Genomic DNA, 16011 nt, shown 5'->3' on the forward strand with positions numbered 1-16011 from the left:
CGCGTTGCCGATCCGTTTCGCTCCGTCCTGACCAGTGGGTTCACCCGGCGAGGTGGCCCCAGTCGGTCGCCAGGACCGACCACGGCCCCACCGCGGCGACTCCGCCGTCGACGAGCACCACCACCCGGTCGGCCTGGGCGAGTGCCGCGCGCTTCGAGCTGGCGCCGAGCACGGTCGTGCCGCGGGTACGCAGCCCCGCCCACAGCTCGACCTCCGTGGCGGCGTCGAGCGCGCTGGAGACGTCGTCGGCGAGCAACAGCTCGGGTTCGACCGCGAGCGCCCTCGCCAGCGCCAGGCGCTGAATCTGCCCGCCGGACAGTCGGACTCCCCGGTGCCCGACCAACGCGTCCACCCCGCCGGCCGCCGCGACGTCCGGCGCGAGACGGGCGTCCGCGATGGCGTGGTCGATTCGGCGGTCGTGATCGAGGCGCACGTTGTCGGCGAACGACCCGGAGAGCACGCGCGGCACCTGCGCGACGTGGCTGACCCGACCGGGCCGGAGGAACGTCTGCGGGTCGGTGACCTCCACGCCGTTCCACCGGATCGTGCCGGTGTGGGCGACGAGGCCGCAGAGCACCGACAGCAGGCTCGACTTGCCCGACCCCACCTGCCCGAGCAGCAGGACCAGTTCGCCCGCCTCCACGGATAGGTCGACGCCGGTCACCCCCCGGGTGCCGTCGTCGTGCACCGCCGCGACGTCGCGAAGATCGAGGCGACGCAACGGTGTTCGATCCGCCGGCGCGGGGCGGGGTGCGGTACCGGCCACCACGTCCACGCCCGGTGGTACGTCCATCAGGTCGCCGCCACCGGCGAACCGACTGGTGGCGAGCTGCCAGGCGCGGGTGCCCGGCGCGGTGGTGACCACGGCGCCGGCGACGCTGCCGAAGTAGTCGAAGCCCGCGACCGCACCCGACACCAGCAGTGCCACGGCCAGATCCCAGCCTCCGAGGAGGTAGACGACCCACGTGGCGACCACGCCGAGTTGCACCATCACCACCGGAACGCCGAACAGGATGGACTCGACGCGGTGTTCGCGTACCGCGGCGCCGACGCGGCCGGCGTCGACGCGGTCGAGGTGCGCGTGCACGTCGTCGGTGGCGGCGGCGAGCTTGACGGTGCGCGCGCACTCGAGCACCGACACCAGGGAGCGGCCGAAGTCGGCCCGGGTGGCGGACGCCGCCGCCGCCGAACGGCCCGCGATCGGGCGGCCCGCCACCGAGGTCACCGCGGCCGCGACCATGACCGCCAGCAGGATCGCGCCCGCGATCGCCGTGCCGCCGAGGAACGACGCGATGACCACGATGACCAAACCGCTGACCACGTCGTTGCAGCGGTCGGCGTACCGCAGGAACCGGTCGGCGTCGAGGACACGGGACACCACCTCACCCGGCGGTGTCCGGGCCAGCCGGTGCTGCCGGGTCTGCGCGTCCAGCACGCTCATCCGGATGCGCAGCACGCACGCGGACCACCACGGCAGGAACCGGCGGAGCGCGACCGTCAGCACGAAGGGTTCGGCCACGATGCTCGCGACGACGGCCACGGTCAGCGCCACCGGGGTGTCACCGTCGCGCAGGCCCTGGACGAGCGTCCCCCAGAGGAATCCGCTGATCGCACCCGTCGCACCGAGCAGACCGGTCACCATGAACAGCGCGGAGCCGAGGAGTCCCCACGACGGATACGTCCGGACCAGGTGCAGGATGCCGCGGGTCAGGCTCGGTCCGCCGTCGACGTCGGGCGGTTCGGGTGCCGGTCCCTGACGCCGCACCCCGCCGATCGCGGTGTCCTCGACGGCCGCGGCGGTCACCTCGTCCTCACCCCGGGCGTCGAGCAGGCGGCGGAATGGGCCGGGACGGCTCGCGAGCTCGACGTGCGTGCCCTGGTCGGCGATGCGCCCCGCGTCGAGCACGGCCACCCGTTCCGCTCGGGTCACCGTCGAAAGGCGGTGTGCGATCAGGATTCCGGTGCGCCCGCTGAGCAGGCGGTCGGCGGCACGGACGACGCGAGCCTCGGTGAGTGGATCCATGCGCGCCGTGGCCTCGTCCAGCACGACGACGCGGACGTCGCGCACCAGCAGGCGAGCGAAGGCGACCAGCTGCTCCTCCCCCGCCGACAGCGTCGTTCCGCCGGGGCCGAGGAGCGTGTCGATGCCGTCGGGCAGGCCGTCGACCCAGTCCGTCAGGTCGAGTTCGGCGACCGCGGCCCGGACGCGCTCGCGGGGGAGGTCGGCGAACAGCGCGACGTTCTCGGCCAGCGTGCCGGCGAGGATCTCGGTGCGCTGCGTGACCACTCCGACCGACGACCGGAGGTGCCGCAGGTCGACGTCGAGGACGTCGACGCCGCCGATGAACACCGATCCGCGTTCGGGTTCGACGGCCCGCGAGACGAGCGACGCGAGCGTCGACTTGCCCGATCCGGTACGGCCGACCAGCGCGCACGTACTGCCCGCGGTGACCCGCAGCGAGACGCCGTCGAGGGCGAAGGTCCCGTCGGCGTACGCGAAGTGCAGATCGTCGAACTCGAGGTCGGCGTCCCCGGCCGGAAGGGCCTGCCCGCCGGTCGGCTCGGACTCGCTGGCCAGCAGCTGCCGGAGCCTGATCACGGCACCCATGCCGGCCTGCAGCTCGGGCAATTGTCGTGCGAGCTGGGCGATCTCGTTGACGAGGGTGGCACTGACCAGGAAGAGGGTGATGAGCTGGGCGACGTCGAGGCCGCCGCCGGTCACGAGCGCCACCCCGCTGACGACGACGCCGGCCAGCAGGCCGTGCAGCAGCACGCCGGCGCGCAGCGTGATCCGCGACTCCACGGCGACGACGGCGAGGAACTTGCGTTGCACCGTGCCCGACAACTCGGCGCACCGGCGCAGGACGTAGGGCTGGCCGAGGCTGGTCCGAAGGTCGTCGCGCGCGGCGATGGACTCCTCCAGCGCCGCGGCGTGATCGGTCCAGGCGATCTCCTCGGCGACCTTGCGTTCGTTGAGTAGCCGCAGGAGCGATCGGATCGACAGATAGGTGAGCGGTCCGACGACCGGAAAGATGATCCAGGCCGGCCACCACGTCAGACCGGCGACGATCCACATCGGCAGGGTGGAGAAGACGGTGCGCATGGCGTCCCACAGCTGCGAGCGCACCAGCGATCCGACCTCGTGGGTGTCGTCGTCGACGCGGTCGAGCACCTCGCCGACGGCCTGTTCGGACAGTCGGTACAGCGGTTGGCTCAGCGCGGCGTCCAACAGGTCACCGCGCAGTCGGCCCTCCGCGCGGTCGGAGATCGCGGCCCACACGGTGCGGCCGAGCGTGTCGAGCAGCGCGTAGCCCAGCAGGCACCCGGCGAGGACGGCGATGGTGGCCCAGCCCGGGCTGGTGGCGACGCGACCGATCACGACGGTGCCGATCGACTGCAGGACCGCGGCGATCATCATGGCGATCAGTGCGACGGACGTCCCCGGCCGCCGCAGCCGTCGCCAGTCGACCGTGCGATCGAGGTCGGAGCCGCGACCCGGGGGCATGCGCGACACCGTCCGTTCCCTCGTCGTGGTCATCGGCGAGCACGCTACGCATTCGGAGCCCCCGCGTGCATCCCCATTACCCGCCGCCTTCGGGTTCTGACCGAACCGGAGAGTCGCGTCGCTGCAGCGCGCGCTCGGCGACGTGACTCTCCAGTTCGGCGCGTGCTCGGATCACCCGGGTTTGCTCAACCGGCACAGTCGCCGCACGGAAGTCAGCCCGTCAGGGGTGCCCGGCCAGTGCCGTGTGAGCGCGGCCGGTCCTGCCTTCTTCGTGACCGATCGCAAGACCAGCGCGACGACGACCGCATCGTCGGCATAGCCGAGTACCGGGATGAAGTCTGGAATCAGATCGATCGGCAGCGCGAGGTAACCCAGTAGCAGTGCCAGCCGGACGCGCACGCCGCGCGGGAGGTCCGGATCCAAGGCCAGCCGCCGCACGAGCCGTATGACGTCCGGCAACAGTCGCATCGCGTCGCGAATCCCCGTCGCGTCCGGTTTGGCACACCACAGCACGACGACCAGGGGAAGCCACACCAGTGCGAGGCCGCCGAGGATGCCGACCGGAATCAGCCACCAGTGCGACCACACGTCGTGCAGCCTAGGACCCCTCCACCGTTCGGAGTCGCCTCCGTCGGGCCCGCGCGGCTCCGGGCCCACGGTCTGCGAGGCGCGAGGCGCTCACATTGCCTACCTAGGGGTGTACTGGTGCACCCCATCGGGGTGGTCGACTGGTCAGACGCCGAGCACGCGCTCGACAGACGTCGCACCGGTCTCACGTTGAACGAGGCCACATCTCGAAAGGCAAAGCCATGATCGTCCTCGGAATCATCCTGCTCCTGGCAGGTTTCCTCCTCAAGATCTCCATCCTGTGGACCATCGGGATCATCCTCGTCGTCGTCGGGTTGATCCTGACGGTGCTGGGTTCGATGGGGCGCGCGGTGGGAGGCCGGCGAACCTACTACTGATCGGCCTCCATCGGGCTCATCGCACCGGACTGCCGTCAGCGCAACGCGTTTCGGGTGTTCTTGAGTCGTTCCAAACTAATTGACGTTTGCGTCGAAAGCTCACCGGGTAGCCGTTGAGCCGCATAGGAGGTAAGTCGAAATGCCCAACTGGATATGGATAGTGGTCGCGATTGCCGTCGCGATCTTCATCGTGGCGATGGTCATCGCCACCAGGTCCCGCCGCGACTCGGATCGCCTCAAACAACGGTTCGGTCCCGAGTACGACCGGACCGTGTCGGAGGCCGGTGACGAGCGGGCCGCCGAGAAGGAACTGCTTGCGCGCGAACGCAAGAGGAACAAGCTCGACATCCGCCCCTTGAGCCCTGCCGCATTGAACGGCTACGCCAACCGCTGGCGGGCGGTGCAGACGGCGTTCGTCGACCATCCGTCGAGCGCAGTCGGGGAAGCCGACCTGCTCGTCACGGAGGTCATGCGCGAGCGCGGCTACCCGGTGGACGACTTCGATCGGCAGGCCGCCGACATCTCGGTCGATCACCCCACGGTGGTCGCCGACTACCGGGCGGCGCACGACATCCACCTCGCGCAGCAGAAGGGCGACGTCGGTACAGAGCAGCAGCGCCAGGCGTTCGTGCACTACCGCGCGCTGTTCACGAAGTTGCTCGAATCAGAGAAGGACAAGTCACAGGAGGCACGCGCATGACCACTCACGACCAGCACACGAATGTCGACCCGTCGTTCACGGACCAGCCCGATCGTCAGCAGTACGCGGGAACCCAGGACGGGCTGCCCGACCAGTCGCGCGACGCCGGGTACGCCGATCGGTCGAGCGGACTGGGTGGACACCCCTCGCCGGACGCCGAGGCCCGGCCACTCACGGAGACCGTGGTGCCGCCGACCGACGACCGCCCGAGCCGGCATTCCGATGCGACCCTGGACGACCGCAGCGGTCAGGGCGTGCCCTTCGATCAGGCCGTCGGCAACCGGGACACCGCCTTCGACCAGGCCGGCGGCGGACAGGACCTCCAGGACCGGACCGGCAGCGGCGCGGGTATCGCGGATCAGCCCGTCGGTACTCACGGTGCGCAGGCGGACCAGACCGGCACCGGCGTCATGCCGACCGACGGCGCGGATCTCTTCGCCGACGACGAGATGGTGGGCTTGCGTGCGCGGTGGGACAGCGTGCAGGCCAGCTTCGTCGACGACCCTCGAGAATGCGTGCAGAAGGCCGACGGCCTCGTCTCCGACGTCGTCGACCAGCTGACAAACAGCTTCTCGCATGCCCGAGCCCGACTCGAGGAGCAGTGGGCACGCGGCGAGGAAGCCTCCACCGAGGACCTGCGCATCGCCCTGAAGCAGTACCGGGAGTTCTTCGACCGCTTGCTCGCGGTCTGACTCCAGTCGTCGGCCCGCACTCTGCCCTCGGGCGGGGTGCGGGTCGCACGTCGTTCAGGGCCCTCTGCCCGTGCCGGTCGATGCGCACGGACATCGAATCCTTTGTCGCACATGTTGATTCACGGAATTGACCGATGACTTGACGTGCGGCCCGCGAGGAACGGGCGGCTCGAACGAGTCCCACTCCGGTTGCCCGTGGCGTCACCACTCTTCGTGTCGGACGGGAAATACGACGTGGGGCAACAACAATCACAGACGTCACGGTTTCGCGTCGCCGAATTGCCCGTTGCCGGACGCGTTGGACGTCGGCAGTGCCTCACCGGAATGCGAGCCCGACGAATGGTCCGTGTGGTGTGTAAAATGGCCGCGAAACCGGTGAATGGTTTGAAAAAGCGGTCTGAGCGTAACTGCCGTTGCTCCGCGCGAAGATCAAGTGCCACAACCTAACTGGACTTAGGTCGTACTACGAAGATGACGACAAGACAGCTTGCTCGTGTGGTGTATGGTCCAAGGCATGGGGGCATGGTGGAACGTTGTAATAGTTGTATTACTAGCCGGGGGAACATGGCTGGTCGTGGCGCTGATGCGCGCCAACACACGAATCAATCGGTTGGTCGACGACTTCGAACCCGGGCGCGCCTCGGCCGAGTCGAGGCGGACGACCGGCCAGTATCTGGCTGGATGACGTCGAAGGCCCTCGCGAGCACCTAGCCGACGGCCGGCGTGTTCGAGAATCCCTTCCGTCGCGCGGCAGAACCGGCGCGTCGGCGCCTGCGTCAGCAACTTCGTTCTGACCTCGTCCCGGTCAACCGCTAACGGTCGACCTTGCGCGCAGCCAGATCGACATCGGCCGCCAGACACGTTGCCAGGGCGCGCGCACGGGCCGCGCCGGTCCGGCGCTAGCAGAGGCGCCCGGCGACAAGCGCCGCCCTCATCGGCAGTTGCGATCATGTCTTCGGAGCGCCGATCGAAACGGAGCGCCGCAGCGTCCCGGGCTCCCGTTGTCTCCCCCTGAAGGTTGTTCGCCTCAGTGCGGACCACTTCTCGCAACGACCTCCCGCGCCGTCGAGCGGCCGAGAGACAGCGGACGTTGTCAGCAAACATCTTCTGCGGTACGTTCTCCGTCGAGAGACCTGTGAAGCACGTCACAACTTCTATCGAGACGAGAACCCCATGCGCGAGAGCGGCACCCACTCCGGTCTCGTGCGAGCGCGGTCGATGGGCGCAGCCGTCCTCGCCTTGCTCAGCGCGCTGACCCTGGTGGCGGTGGGTTCGGTCGGCTCCGCCGCGGTGTCGTTGGCGGCCACGACGGCGCTGATCAACGGCGCGAGCGGCTTGCCCAAGCCGGCTGACAAGCCGGGCTACATCTTCGGTGTCGCCGACCACTTGCTCGCGCCGAACACGGCGTGCAACGCCATGACGAACCCGGCCTGCAACCTCGTCCCGGTGAACGGTCCGGAGACGATCTTCCCGTTCATCGGAGGACTGTCCGGCCTGACGTTCGACAAGTCGGTTGCCGAGGGACTCAGGAACCTCAACCTGGAGTACCAAGCAGTGCGCGCCGCGGATCCGAATGGCGAGATCGTCATCTTCGGCTACTCCCAGAGCGGTGACATCGTCACCAAGCAGTTGCGCAACATCGCCAAGGATCCCAATCGACCGCCGGCCGACCAACTCGAGATCCTCATCGTCGGCAACACCAACCGCCCGAACGGTGGGCTCCTGTCCCGGCTGACGCCGCTGTACATCCCGTTCTTCAACGCGTCCTTCGACGGCCCGACGCCCACCGACACCGGATACCAGGGCACCGACATCGCCTTCTACTACGACGGCATCGCGGACTTCCCGACGTACCCGCTGAACTTGTTGGCCACCGTGAACGCCCTCTTCGGCTTCCTGACCATCCATCCGACGTATCCGGCGCCGAACCCCGCCCTCGGGGAGTACACGCAGACGCAGTTCCAAGAGGCGATGGCCGACCCTGCCAACCGGCAGACGTTCGGGGACACCACCTTCATCACGCTTCCGATCAAGAACCTGCCGATCCTGCACACGCCGCGTGCGTTGGCGGCCAAGACCGGAACGACGTACTTCGTCGAGCCGCTCCTCGATCTGATCGAACCGACCCTGACGGTGCTGATCGAACTCGGTTACGACCGGACCATCCCCTACGGCAGATTCACCACCGCGGGACTGTTCCCGATCATCAACCCGATCAAGCTGGCATCGGACCTGGCGGCGGCCGCTGCCCAGGGTGTTCAGGAGGCGGTGCAGGACCTTCAGACGCGGCCGACGCCGCCCGCGGAACTCGTCCAGGCCGATCCGCTGCCCTTCGTCAATCCGAACCCGTTCTCCGCCCCGTACGTCGACCCGGCGCCGTCGACGTCGTCGTCACGTCTGTACGACGCATCGAACACCGCGAGGACGTCTTCGGAAGCATCGACGGCGGGCGGCATCGACGGGCTGGCCGCCACGGCTGCCACGTCGGACGACGAGTCGGGGACGACGGGTGACACCGCAGGGACGTCGGTCCGCGGCGGCCTGACGACGCAGAGCGGTCAGACCGACCTGCGGCCGCAGCCCTCGGGGTCGTCGAACAGCCGCAAAGCGCGGCCGAACTCGATCTCCTCGTTCATCACGCGGTCGACTGCCCGGACCTCGTCGGCCACCGACGGGCCGGCCGGAGTGTCCGGTGCATCGCCCAGCAGCCCGGGCCCGACCGCCGGTGCGGGCGGGCTGTCTGGCACCGCGACTGGCAGCACCGGTGGCGCCGGGTCGCCCGGCATCGGTCAGTGAGAGTCGGGGCGCCGGCTACCGCCGTTGCGTTCCTGCCATAGCGCGTAGACCTCGAGCGCCTCGTCGCGGGAATCGTGGCGCATGGGCAGGCGCCGGTCCTCCCACGACTTGGCGAACTCCGCGTAGAAGGTGCTCAGTTCGAAGTACTTGCGGTCGTCGACGTAGTGCGGCTCGTATTCCTCACGGGTGGTGAGGAATACGACCTCGTCGGGCGAGCAGTAGTACAGCGCGCCGAGGCACATCGGGCAGGGGTGGGCCAGGACGTAGATCGTCGCCCCGGTCAGCTGCTCGGTGCCCAGGCGCGTGCACGCCTCCCGGATCGCGAGGATCTCGGCGTGCGCAGTCGGGTCGTTGGTCTGCGCGACCTGGTTGCCGCTCTCGCCTATCACCTCGCCGTCGCGGACGATTACGGTGGCGAACGGCCGGCCACCGTCCTCGACGTTGCGCCGGGCGAGGTCGATGGTGCGTTGCGCGAAGTCGGTCACCAGCGCGATGGTAGCTGGGACGACTTCGCGCTATGACACTCATCAACAGGGTGGACGACTGCCGCTTCTTCGGTACCGGCCGCACCCCGTCGGGTGCTGACCTACCATCTGTCCATGAATCGGGCGGTGACGATGTCCTTATCGAGCGCAGCATTGGTGCTCAGCGGCGTAGCGGGCGCGACCAGCGCCCATGCTCAGCCGCCGCCACCGGGCACCCTCTGCTCCTTCACGTTGTCGCCGCCGCACGTCGTGCAGGTCGACGGTGCGGACATGGTGACCGCGACGGTCGCCCCCGACGGTTGTGCAGGTGCCTTCCGGCCACGGTCGAGCGTCGTCTGCGTGCAGGCCGCCGACTCCTCGGCCCAGTGTTCGCAAGGTCGTGACGCAGACATCGCTCAGGTCTTCACGCCATATCGTCCGGGTACGTCGTACACCGCGACGGGCAGAGGCCTCGGCGCTCTGTTCAACGACGCCTCCGAGCCGAATTGGCAACTGCTGGGGCCGATCACCGCGGTCCTGTAGGCACCACCACGCACGCGTCTGCGGCGAACGCGAGGGCTCGCGCTCATTCGGCCAGCCCGCCGTAGCTTTGTCGGTGACGGCGGCCGGTGACGCTGCGAGAACGATCGACAGCAGATCATGTGTGCCCCCAGTCGGACTCGAACCGACACTTGGCGGATTTTAAGTCCGCTGCCTCTGCCAATTGGGCTATGGGGGCGTTGCAGTTCAGCGGGTATTTACCGCCATTTCGCTCTTCTCCTGGCGCTCCAAATACCGCAGTGATACCGCAGTGCTATCGATGGCCTTGCCCAGAGCGTCGGCCACGCCGCTCAAATCGTCGTTGAGCAGGTGGCCGTAACGGTCGAGCGTCATCGAGGCGGTCGCGTGCCCCAGGAGTCTCTGCACGACCTTGACGTTAGCTCCTGCGCTGATCGCCAAGGACGCGGTGGTGTGTCGCAGGCCGTGCGGCACCAACCCTTCGATCCCAACCTCGTCGCACGCATTGTCGAACGCCCAGCGATACTCGCCGAGCGGCAAGAACCCACCTTTACGGCTCGGGAAAACCAGCTCATTCGGATCGGCGGGTAGTTCCGCCTTGAGTCGCTGCCACACCGGTTCCGGCACAGGCACATGACGATCCCGCTTCGTCTTTGTGGTCGACTCGACGATGCCGCGACCGGTGACCGCCGTCGCCGACGACCTCACGGTCAGAACTCGATCCCCCACATGCCGGCGTCGTAGTGCGACAGCCTCACCAAACCGAAGACCGCAGTACCCCAGCACCAACGTCAGCGTTTCGAATCGGCCTGCGGCCTTGGCCAGTAACAACAGCTCGGCATGGCTCAAATAGTGCCGCTCACGCTCACTTTGTTCGGGTAAATCTTCGTCCCGCTTGATCTCCAGCGCGACGTTCTTCGCGACCTTGCCGGTCCGTTGGGCGTACTTGAGGACCGCGCCGATCAATTGGTGTGTCTGAGTGATCCGACTTGCCGACAGACCGGTTCCGCGCTGCCCGCCATCGACCGACAGCGCGCCCAGCCACGTTGAATAAGATTCGTAGTCAAGTCGTTTCAGCGGGACATCTTCCCACCTCGGCAAGATCACGGTGTCGAGCAACGAGCGGTATCCTGCAACGGTTTTCGGCTTTCGGTGTTGCTTGGTGGCGAACCACTGCTCGGCGACCGACCCGAACGTCTCTGCACTCTTCCTCGGATCGACATACTCACCGCGCTGCACATCAGCGGTCAGCCCGTTGACGTATGCCTGAGCATCCGGCTTGCGCTGGAAACTCTTGGTGCGCTCGGAGCCCGTGCTGTCGACCCACCTGACGCGCCAGCGCGAGACTTTGCCGTAGACCGCAGACCGCTCCGTGCGCGTGGTGCCGTCTGGTGCCTTGACGCGCTTGTGCCAGCGGTCGTCGATACCCGCGCGCTCATTACGCGTGATCATGCCTCGAACTTACCGCAGCGAATCCGTGCCCATCATCCGCTTTGGGCCTCTCCGATGGCGCTGTGGCGACCACACCTGTTCTGCGGCGATGGATTCGCACGAATTTCCAGTCGATGTTGCCAGTGGTGGTGGACGTACTGACACATGCGCAGTCAGTGTTGGCTCAGCTCAAACAACCGTGAATCAGGAGGAATCTGATGGAACTGCTCGGAGCGAAGGAAGTGTCGGACATGACGGGTGTCCCAGTCGGAACGCTGAGGTACTGGCGCCATTCGGACATCGGGCCAGCCAGCTTCACCTTGGGGCGCCGTGTCGTCTACCGCCGCGACGAGGTGCTGCGGTGGATTTCCGAGCGGGAGAACGCAACCAGACGCGGAGGCGGCGACGCCGCGTGACACCCCCAATTGAGAAAGACCCCGGGTCCTAGCCGAGGTCTTTCGTTCGAACCAACCGATCGCTCAACCGGAGGACTCGTCATGAGAATAGCCTGCCATGCCCACCTGCAGAAGCTTCGTAGAGTGGAAAAGCGTTGAGTGCCAGAGCACAGGATGACAAGAAGTCCGTTGCCGCTCGCCTAGTGGACATGGCTCAAGAGCGTTATTGCCTCGGCGTCTCCGAGGACGGTGAACCCTTCGGCGCCGAACGCACGCGGCCGCACCTGGCGATGCTGCTTCGCGCTGGCAAGGCCGGCCTGCGTGCCGAACTTGCTTCGCGCTACTTCCACGACACCGGCACCGTCGCCGGCGGCCAGGCACTCACCGACGCCACGTTGATCCTCGAAGGCATGGCCGCCAGCCAAGCTCCGGAGAAGTTGCATCTGCGCGTCGCAGAACTGGACGGCCTCAACTACATCGATACCGGACGACCTGACGGCAAGGTGATCCGCATCGGCCAGGGACAGTGGACGATCACCGATTCCGCCCCGGTTCGTTTCTTGCGATCCAAGCTGACGGCGGCGATGCCACTGCCGTCGGTGGGCGATTTGGATCGACTCTGGGACTTCGTCAACATCAACGTCGAGGACCGGCCCGTCCTCCTCGCGGTGCTCGTCGCCGCGCTCGTCCAGTGCGATGTCCCGCATCCAGTGTTGGCACTCTTCGCCGAACAAGGCAGCGCCAAGAGCACCACGACCCGCATGCTCGTCGATCTGATCGACCCCTCCCCCGTCCCATTGCGCCAAGCGCCACGCGACGCTGACTCGTGGGTGACCGCGGCATCCGGGTCCTGGGTAGTCGCCATCGACAACTTGTCTGCAATCCCGCCGTGGCTGTCGGACTCGCTGTGCCGCGCCGCCACGGGCGACGGCAACGTCAAACGAGCGTTGTACACGGACGCCGACTTAGCGATCATCAAGTTCCGTCGGTGCGTCATCATCAACGGCATTGATGTCGGCGCGGTGCGACCCGACCTTGCAGAACGACTGGCGACGGTCGAGCTGCGACGCATCGATCGCCATATGCGACAACCGGAGGCCACCATGCGACACCAGTGGCGCACGGCTCTACCAGGCATTCTGAGTGGGCTACTCGATCTCGCCGCCCTAGTCCATCAACGGCTTGAGACCATCTCGGTCGAAGTGTCGCCACGGATGGCGGACTTCAGTCGCACGCTGGCGGCCGTTGACGAGATTCTGTCGACCAATGGCTTCCGTCGTTACTTGTCGCGCGCCAACCAGCTCTCCGAAGACAGTCTGTCCGCCGACCCGTTCATCGAACGGCTACGCCAACACGTCCAAGAACCACTCATCGCCGGATCCGGAGCGGACCTGCTGGCGACAGTCACACCGGCCGGCGACACCTGGCGCAGGCCCAAGGAGTGGCCCCGGAACGGTCGGGACGTCACAGCCCTCCTGAAACGGCACGCACCGGCGCTCCGAAGCCTTGGCTGGGTGATCGAGGACGATGGCGCGCGGAATCACCGAAACGTGCTGCTGTGGACCGTCTACCCGCCCGCCAAAGATGTGTCGGCAGATCAAGCCTCGCAACCCTCGCGTTCCTCGCTGCTGCGGGGTAGCCGTATCGGGCTGGCCAACGCGGAGATCGCGCCGGACTCACTTACTGGAGAGCCTGTCGAAGACCTAGCCATAGAAGCCTCCTGAGTCACCGTCCGCCCGCACTCAATGCGCTGTCTTGTCGGTGCCGGCAAGCATCATCGGAGATGGAACCGGGAGGCGATGGTCGTGAGTCTCGAAGACGATGTGAAGAAACTGGCCGACGAGACAGTTGAGGACTGGCCCGACATACAGTTCTCCGGCGACTTCGACAAAGCAATCAGGGACCTATTCCGATCGCACTTGCGATTCCCGCCATCCTGGTCCCAGGAAGATTGCGACGAGTACATCGCAGAGAACGCGGACATGGCCGCGACTCGTTTGATCACCACGCTCGACGACGTGATCGACACCGTTATTGACGGCTACGAACGCCAACACCGAATCCGACCCCACCACGACGACGCAAGCGAAATGATCAAGGCCAAGCGTCGATCGGCAATTCACGAGCTGGAGTGGGACATCGAGGACCTGGCAGCCGAACTCGCCGGATGGTCCATTCATAGCCTCGGTCGTGCCGTCGCGAGCATGACCGGATGCAGTCCTGCCAGCCGAAGACACCGCCGTCGCAGGACACGCTGAGCGACTGCTGCCTGGTACGGGGGTGAAGGCCCCATCAACCACGCAACGGATGAACGGCTTTTGAGAGTTCTCTTGCGGCGGTCAGTGTCGGGCGATCCAGTTTCTTGAGTCGCGCTTGTTCTGTCACGCGCGCTAGCAACGCGTGCAGTGCCTCGTCGTTCTCGAGCAAAATGTCGACGGCGTGGAGCGGCGTGATGGGCGCCAGCTCCGGCCTTGCGGACGCCGCGGTCGGCTTGGAGGAGGCAACGGTTTTCTGCACCTCGACGACTCGTATGGGTGCCCCGTAGCGCTCTGCGGCCGTACGCGCCGCCGAGGCGTCACGTCGGCACGTGTCGGAGCAGTACAGCCGACGACGTCCGCGTCGCGGCCCGTCGTCGAGATCAAGCATCACTGCCTCGCAGCGGACACACCGAGTCGGGTCATAGGAACCGACGCCGTCGTCGTCACCGCTGGAGGAACGCCGATCGGCGTCGTCGGACAGTGGGTCTCTGCTCTCGAAATCCCCGCCTTGCGGCGCGGAGCTAGCAGACCGCCTACCCGCGCCCGAGATGCCCGCCATCCCGCGTCCTCCCTCGTCTGCGGCGCGAGCCCTGCGCAGCGCGACCTTGATCTCGCGAACATCCACATCAACCCGCGCAGCGATCTTGGCCAACGTCTCGCCCCGACCCCTCATCTGCTCGACGGCAGCCTGAAGGCCGACGAGATAACCTGCACGCCTTTTAGCCCCCTCGGCGCGGACACGCTCCTGCGCCTGATCGAGTCGCACCCGTTCCCAGGCATCGACAACCCCCACTCGGTGCAGCGTCAGTCGAATCGTCGCGGCAGCATCGGCATTGGCGCGCTCACGCCGAGCCCTTTCCTCATTCATCCTCCGCTGCGCTTCACGGGCTCGGTACCGAGCCCGGAGCTTCTCATTCGAGTTCATACGTTGAACATAGAAACGTGCGGACGGATCGGTCCACGACCACAGCCACATTCGTGCCGGCGAACGTCCATGATCCGCACCTTCGCGCCGCCAGGCCTGTCACTCACTCGAACGTTCCAGCCGACCAGGCCTCCGCGCCATGCCTCTGCCTCAAGCGTCTCCACGACGTGCTCAACACCGCGATCCACACACCTCTTGCATTCGGGCCTCTGGACGGCCGCTATTCGCCGGACGAAAAGACAGGCGAATAGCCCGACGTGGTCACTTCCATTGCGTCGTGACGGCACTCGCGCAACTTCCCGAGTGCGAGGTGGGGTCCTATCCGGTGCCTACGCGGGAGTCAACGCAGTCTGGTCTCGCTGCACCGAACGCTCGCGTGCGGCGCCCGTCCGACGTACGCCGCTGCATCTTCCACGACCACCGGCAGGTCGGCCAGCGCGAACGAGTCCCGCGAGGAACGCGAGGCTGCAACGCGCTCTCCGTCTCGTCTCCTCGGCGATGAGCGCGAACGTTCCGGGTCTGGCCCAACGCTCACCCGCGGAGGGCTCGCAGGACCGCTTGTGCGAGCGATTGAAGGACACGAACGCAGGCGACGACGCAGTGCGCCAACGGCGCTGTGCGACCAATCGAGGCCCTAAGATCGGCCCACGTCGGATGACGTTTCACCCTCTGGGTCTTCGCGGGTAGCGGCCAGTGCTATTGCCGGGGCTGCGGAGATGCCAACGAAAGCAGATAAGCGAGTACGCGTTGCACTGAGAAGATTATTGCCTGCGTCTCGGGCACATTTGGTTCTTGCCTTCGCCTCTCTCAGACCGACATAGGTGATCAAGACCTCGAACGCGACGAACACCAGAACCGCCGCCGATGCGAAGGCCACTAGCTTCGGACCGAGCCTATCCGCGATGCCACCGCCACTGCAGGGGTGACATCGCCTTCTGGCCGATTCGACCGCGTCGGGCCGATCGATTGATGTTGCAGCCATGGGCAGCGGAACAGCGATGAAAACGCGAACGCAAGGTGGCCGGGCCGTCGATTTGAGCCATCGATCCGCCGTTTACCTGTCCCGTTCGAGGTCGGTTTCGATAGCCTGCAGACTCGATCCGGCAGGCGACGTCAACGACGTCGTCGAATCGCCTGAACCTGCACGCAAGAAGTCGGCAGACGAGTCGGAGCGCCCCTAGGGCAGCCGCGGAATTGCAGCGATTCTGTTATCCGGGGCGCGCTACCCATTGGGCGCAGGTGAGGTACGTTGCCAGCAGACCTACGGTGAAACTACGTACATGGTCGACGTCGAGTGCGGATGGGCTTAGAGCTGGACCGCGTGGCCACGAAGGGAGACTCGGTCGCGTGCAACATGCGCA

13 protein-coding genes and 1 tRNA gene are annotated in these 16011 nt (G+C 66.7%); 8 read left to right on the plus strand and 6 right to left on the minus strand.

The genetic code is table 11. The features are described 5' to 3' along the window. Positions 1-40 precede the first annotated feature (40 nt). The gene (locus tag G6N64_RS27690; protein ID WP_163800978.1) at positions 41-3538 is read right to left on the minus strand and encodes an ATP-binding cassette domain-containing protein; all 3498 of its coding nucleotides are present in this window, start codon (positions 3536-3538) and stop codon (positions 41-43) included. Between the two features lie 138 nt (positions 3539-3676). Continuing rightward, a complete protein-coding gene (locus G6N64_RS27695) occupies positions 3677-4093 on the minus strand; it encodes a YkvA family protein (RefSeq protein ID WP_163800979.1) in 417 nt (138 codons plus the stop codon). 221 nt (positions 4094-4314) lie between these two features. On the opposite strand from G6N64_RS27695, the gene G6N64_RS29995 reads away from it, so the two are divergent. The 4 genes from G6N64_RS29995 to G6N64_RS27710 all read left to right on the plus strand — a co-directional run bounded on the left by G6N64_RS29995 (position 4315) and on the right by G6N64_RS27710 (position 8658). Continuing rightward, the gene (locus tag G6N64_RS29995) at positions 4315-4470 is read left to right on the plus strand and encodes a DUF6131 family protein (protein WP_174266895.1); all 156 of its coding nucleotides are present in this window, start codon (positions 4315-4317) and stop codon (positions 4468-4470) included. A gap of 139 nt (positions 4471-4609) precedes the next feature. Then, positions 4610-5170 (plus strand): hypothetical protein, encoded by a 561-nt coding sequence (locus G6N64_RS27700; protein WP_163800980.1) that lies wholly within the window; start codon positions 4610-4612, stop codon positions 5168-5170. Continuing rightward, positions 5167-5862, plus strand: coding sequence for a hypothetical protein (locus tag G6N64_RS30760; protein ID WP_409370723.1), 696 nt, complete (start codon positions 5167-5169; stop codon positions 5860-5862). The genes G6N64_RS27700 and G6N64_RS30760 overlap by 4 nt, the downstream gene beginning before the upstream one ends. Before the next feature lie 1173 nt (positions 5863-7035). Further along, the gene (locus tag G6N64_RS27710) at positions 7036-8658 is read left to right on the plus strand and encodes a PE-PPE domain-containing protein (RefSeq protein ID WP_163800981.1); all 1623 of its coding nucleotides are present in this window, start codon (positions 7036-7038) and stop codon (positions 8656-8658) included. Here G6N64_RS27710 and G6N64_RS27715 read toward each other — a convergent pair. Beyond that, complete coding sequence (locus G6N64_RS27715) at positions 8652-9143, minus strand: nucleoside deaminase (protein ID WP_163800982.1); 492 nt, start codon at positions 9141-9143, stop codon at positions 8652-8654. The genes G6N64_RS27710 and G6N64_RS27715 overlap by 7 nt on opposite strands. 114 nt (positions 9144-9257) lie before the next feature. Between G6N64_RS27715 and G6N64_RS27720 the strand changes: the two genes are divergently transcribed. After that, positions 9258-9665 (plus strand): hypothetical protein, encoded by a 408-nt coding sequence (locus tag G6N64_RS27720; RefSeq protein WP_163800983.1) that lies wholly within the window; start codon positions 9258-9260, stop codon positions 9663-9665. 122 nt (positions 9666-9787) lie between these two features. Here the strand turns inward: G6N64_RS27720 and G6N64_RS27725 are convergent. Then, positions 9788-9861: transfer RNA gene (locus G6N64_RS27725), tRNA-Leu, on the minus strand. Between the two features lie 8 nt (positions 9862-9869). Beyond that, positions 9870-11093 (minus strand): tyrosine-type recombinase/integrase, encoded by a 1224-nt coding sequence (locus G6N64_RS27730; RefSeq protein ID WP_163800984.1) that lies wholly within the window; start codon positions 11091-11093, stop codon positions 9870-9872. Between the two features lie 197 nt (positions 11094-11290). On the opposite strand from G6N64_RS27730, the gene G6N64_RS27735 reads away from it, so the two are divergent. From G6N64_RS27735 to G6N64_RS27745, 3 genes are all read left to right on the plus strand, one after another. Further along, on the plus strand, positions 11291-11488 hold the full coding sequence (locus tag G6N64_RS27735) for a helix-turn-helix transcriptional regulator (RefSeq protein ID WP_163800985.1): 198 nt from the start codon (positions 11291-11293) through the stop codon (positions 11486-11488). 134 nt (positions 11489-11622) lie between these two features. Next, a complete protein-coding gene (locus G6N64_RS27740) occupies positions 11623-13191 on the plus strand; it encodes an AICE element replication initiation protein (RefSeq protein WP_246230826.1) in 1569 nt (522 codons plus the stop codon). Positions 13192-13266: 75 nt separating this feature from the next. After that, positions 13267-13725: a transposase gene (locus tag G6N64_RS27745; protein WP_409370722.1), complete on the plus strand. Its 459-nt coding sequence runs from the start codon at positions 13267-13269 to the stop codon at positions 13723-13725. 34 nt (positions 13726-13759) lie between these two features. Here G6N64_RS27745 and G6N64_RS27750 read toward each other — a convergent pair whose 3' ends face one another. Continuing rightward, positions 13760-14650 carry a hypothetical protein gene (locus G6N64_RS27750; protein ID WP_163800987.1) on the minus strand — a complete coding sequence of 297 codons (891 nt, stop codon included), beginning with the start codon at positions 14648-14650 and terminating at the stop codon, positions 13760-13762. Positions 14651-16011: the final 1361 nt, after the last annotated feature.

This window comes from Mycolicibacterium sediminis, assembly GCF_010731735.1.
GTDB lineage: Bacteria > Actinomycetota > Actinomycetes > Mycobacteriales > Mycobacteriaceae > Mycobacterium > Mycobacterium sediminis.

Coding starts and splice junctions, on each gene's coding strand:
- G6N64_RS27690 (WP_163800978.1), bottom strand. CDS start 3,538: ATGACCACGACGAGGGAACGGACGGTGTCGCGCATGCCCCCGGGTCGC.
- G6N64_RS29995 (WP_174266895.1), top strand. CDS start 4,315: ATGATCGTCCTCGGAATCATCCTGCTCCTGGCAGGTTTCCTCCTCAAG.
- G6N64_RS27700 (WP_163800980.1), top strand. CDS start 4,610: ATGCCCAACTGGATATGGATAGTGGTCGCGATTGCCGTCGCGATCTTC.
- G6N64_RS30760 (WP_409370723.1), top strand. CDS start 5,167: ATGACCACTCACGACCAGCACACGAATGTCGACCCGTCGTTCACGGAC.
- G6N64_RS27710 (WP_163800981.1), top strand. CDS start 7,036: ATGCGCGAGAGCGGCACCCACTCCGGTCTCGTGCGAGCGCGGTCGATG.
- G6N64_RS27720 (WP_163800983.1), top strand. CDS start 9,258: ATGAATCGGGCGGTGACGATGTCCTTATCGAGCGCAGCATTGGTGCTC.
- G6N64_RS27730 (WP_163800984.1), bottom strand. CDS start 11,093: ATGATCACGCGTAATGAGCGCGCGGGTATCGACGACCGCTGGCACAAG.
- G6N64_RS27735 (WP_163800985.1), top strand. CDS start 11,291: ATGGAACTGCTCGGAGCGAAGGAAGTGTCGGACATGACGGGTGTCCCA.
- G6N64_RS27745 (WP_409370722.1), top strand. CDS start 13,267: ATGGTCGTGAGTCTCGAAGACGATGTGAAGAAACTGGCCGACGAGACA.
- G6N64_RS27750 (WP_163800987.1), bottom strand. CDS start 14,650: ATGAACTCGAATGAGAAGCTCCGGGCTCGGTACCGAGCCCGTGAAGCG.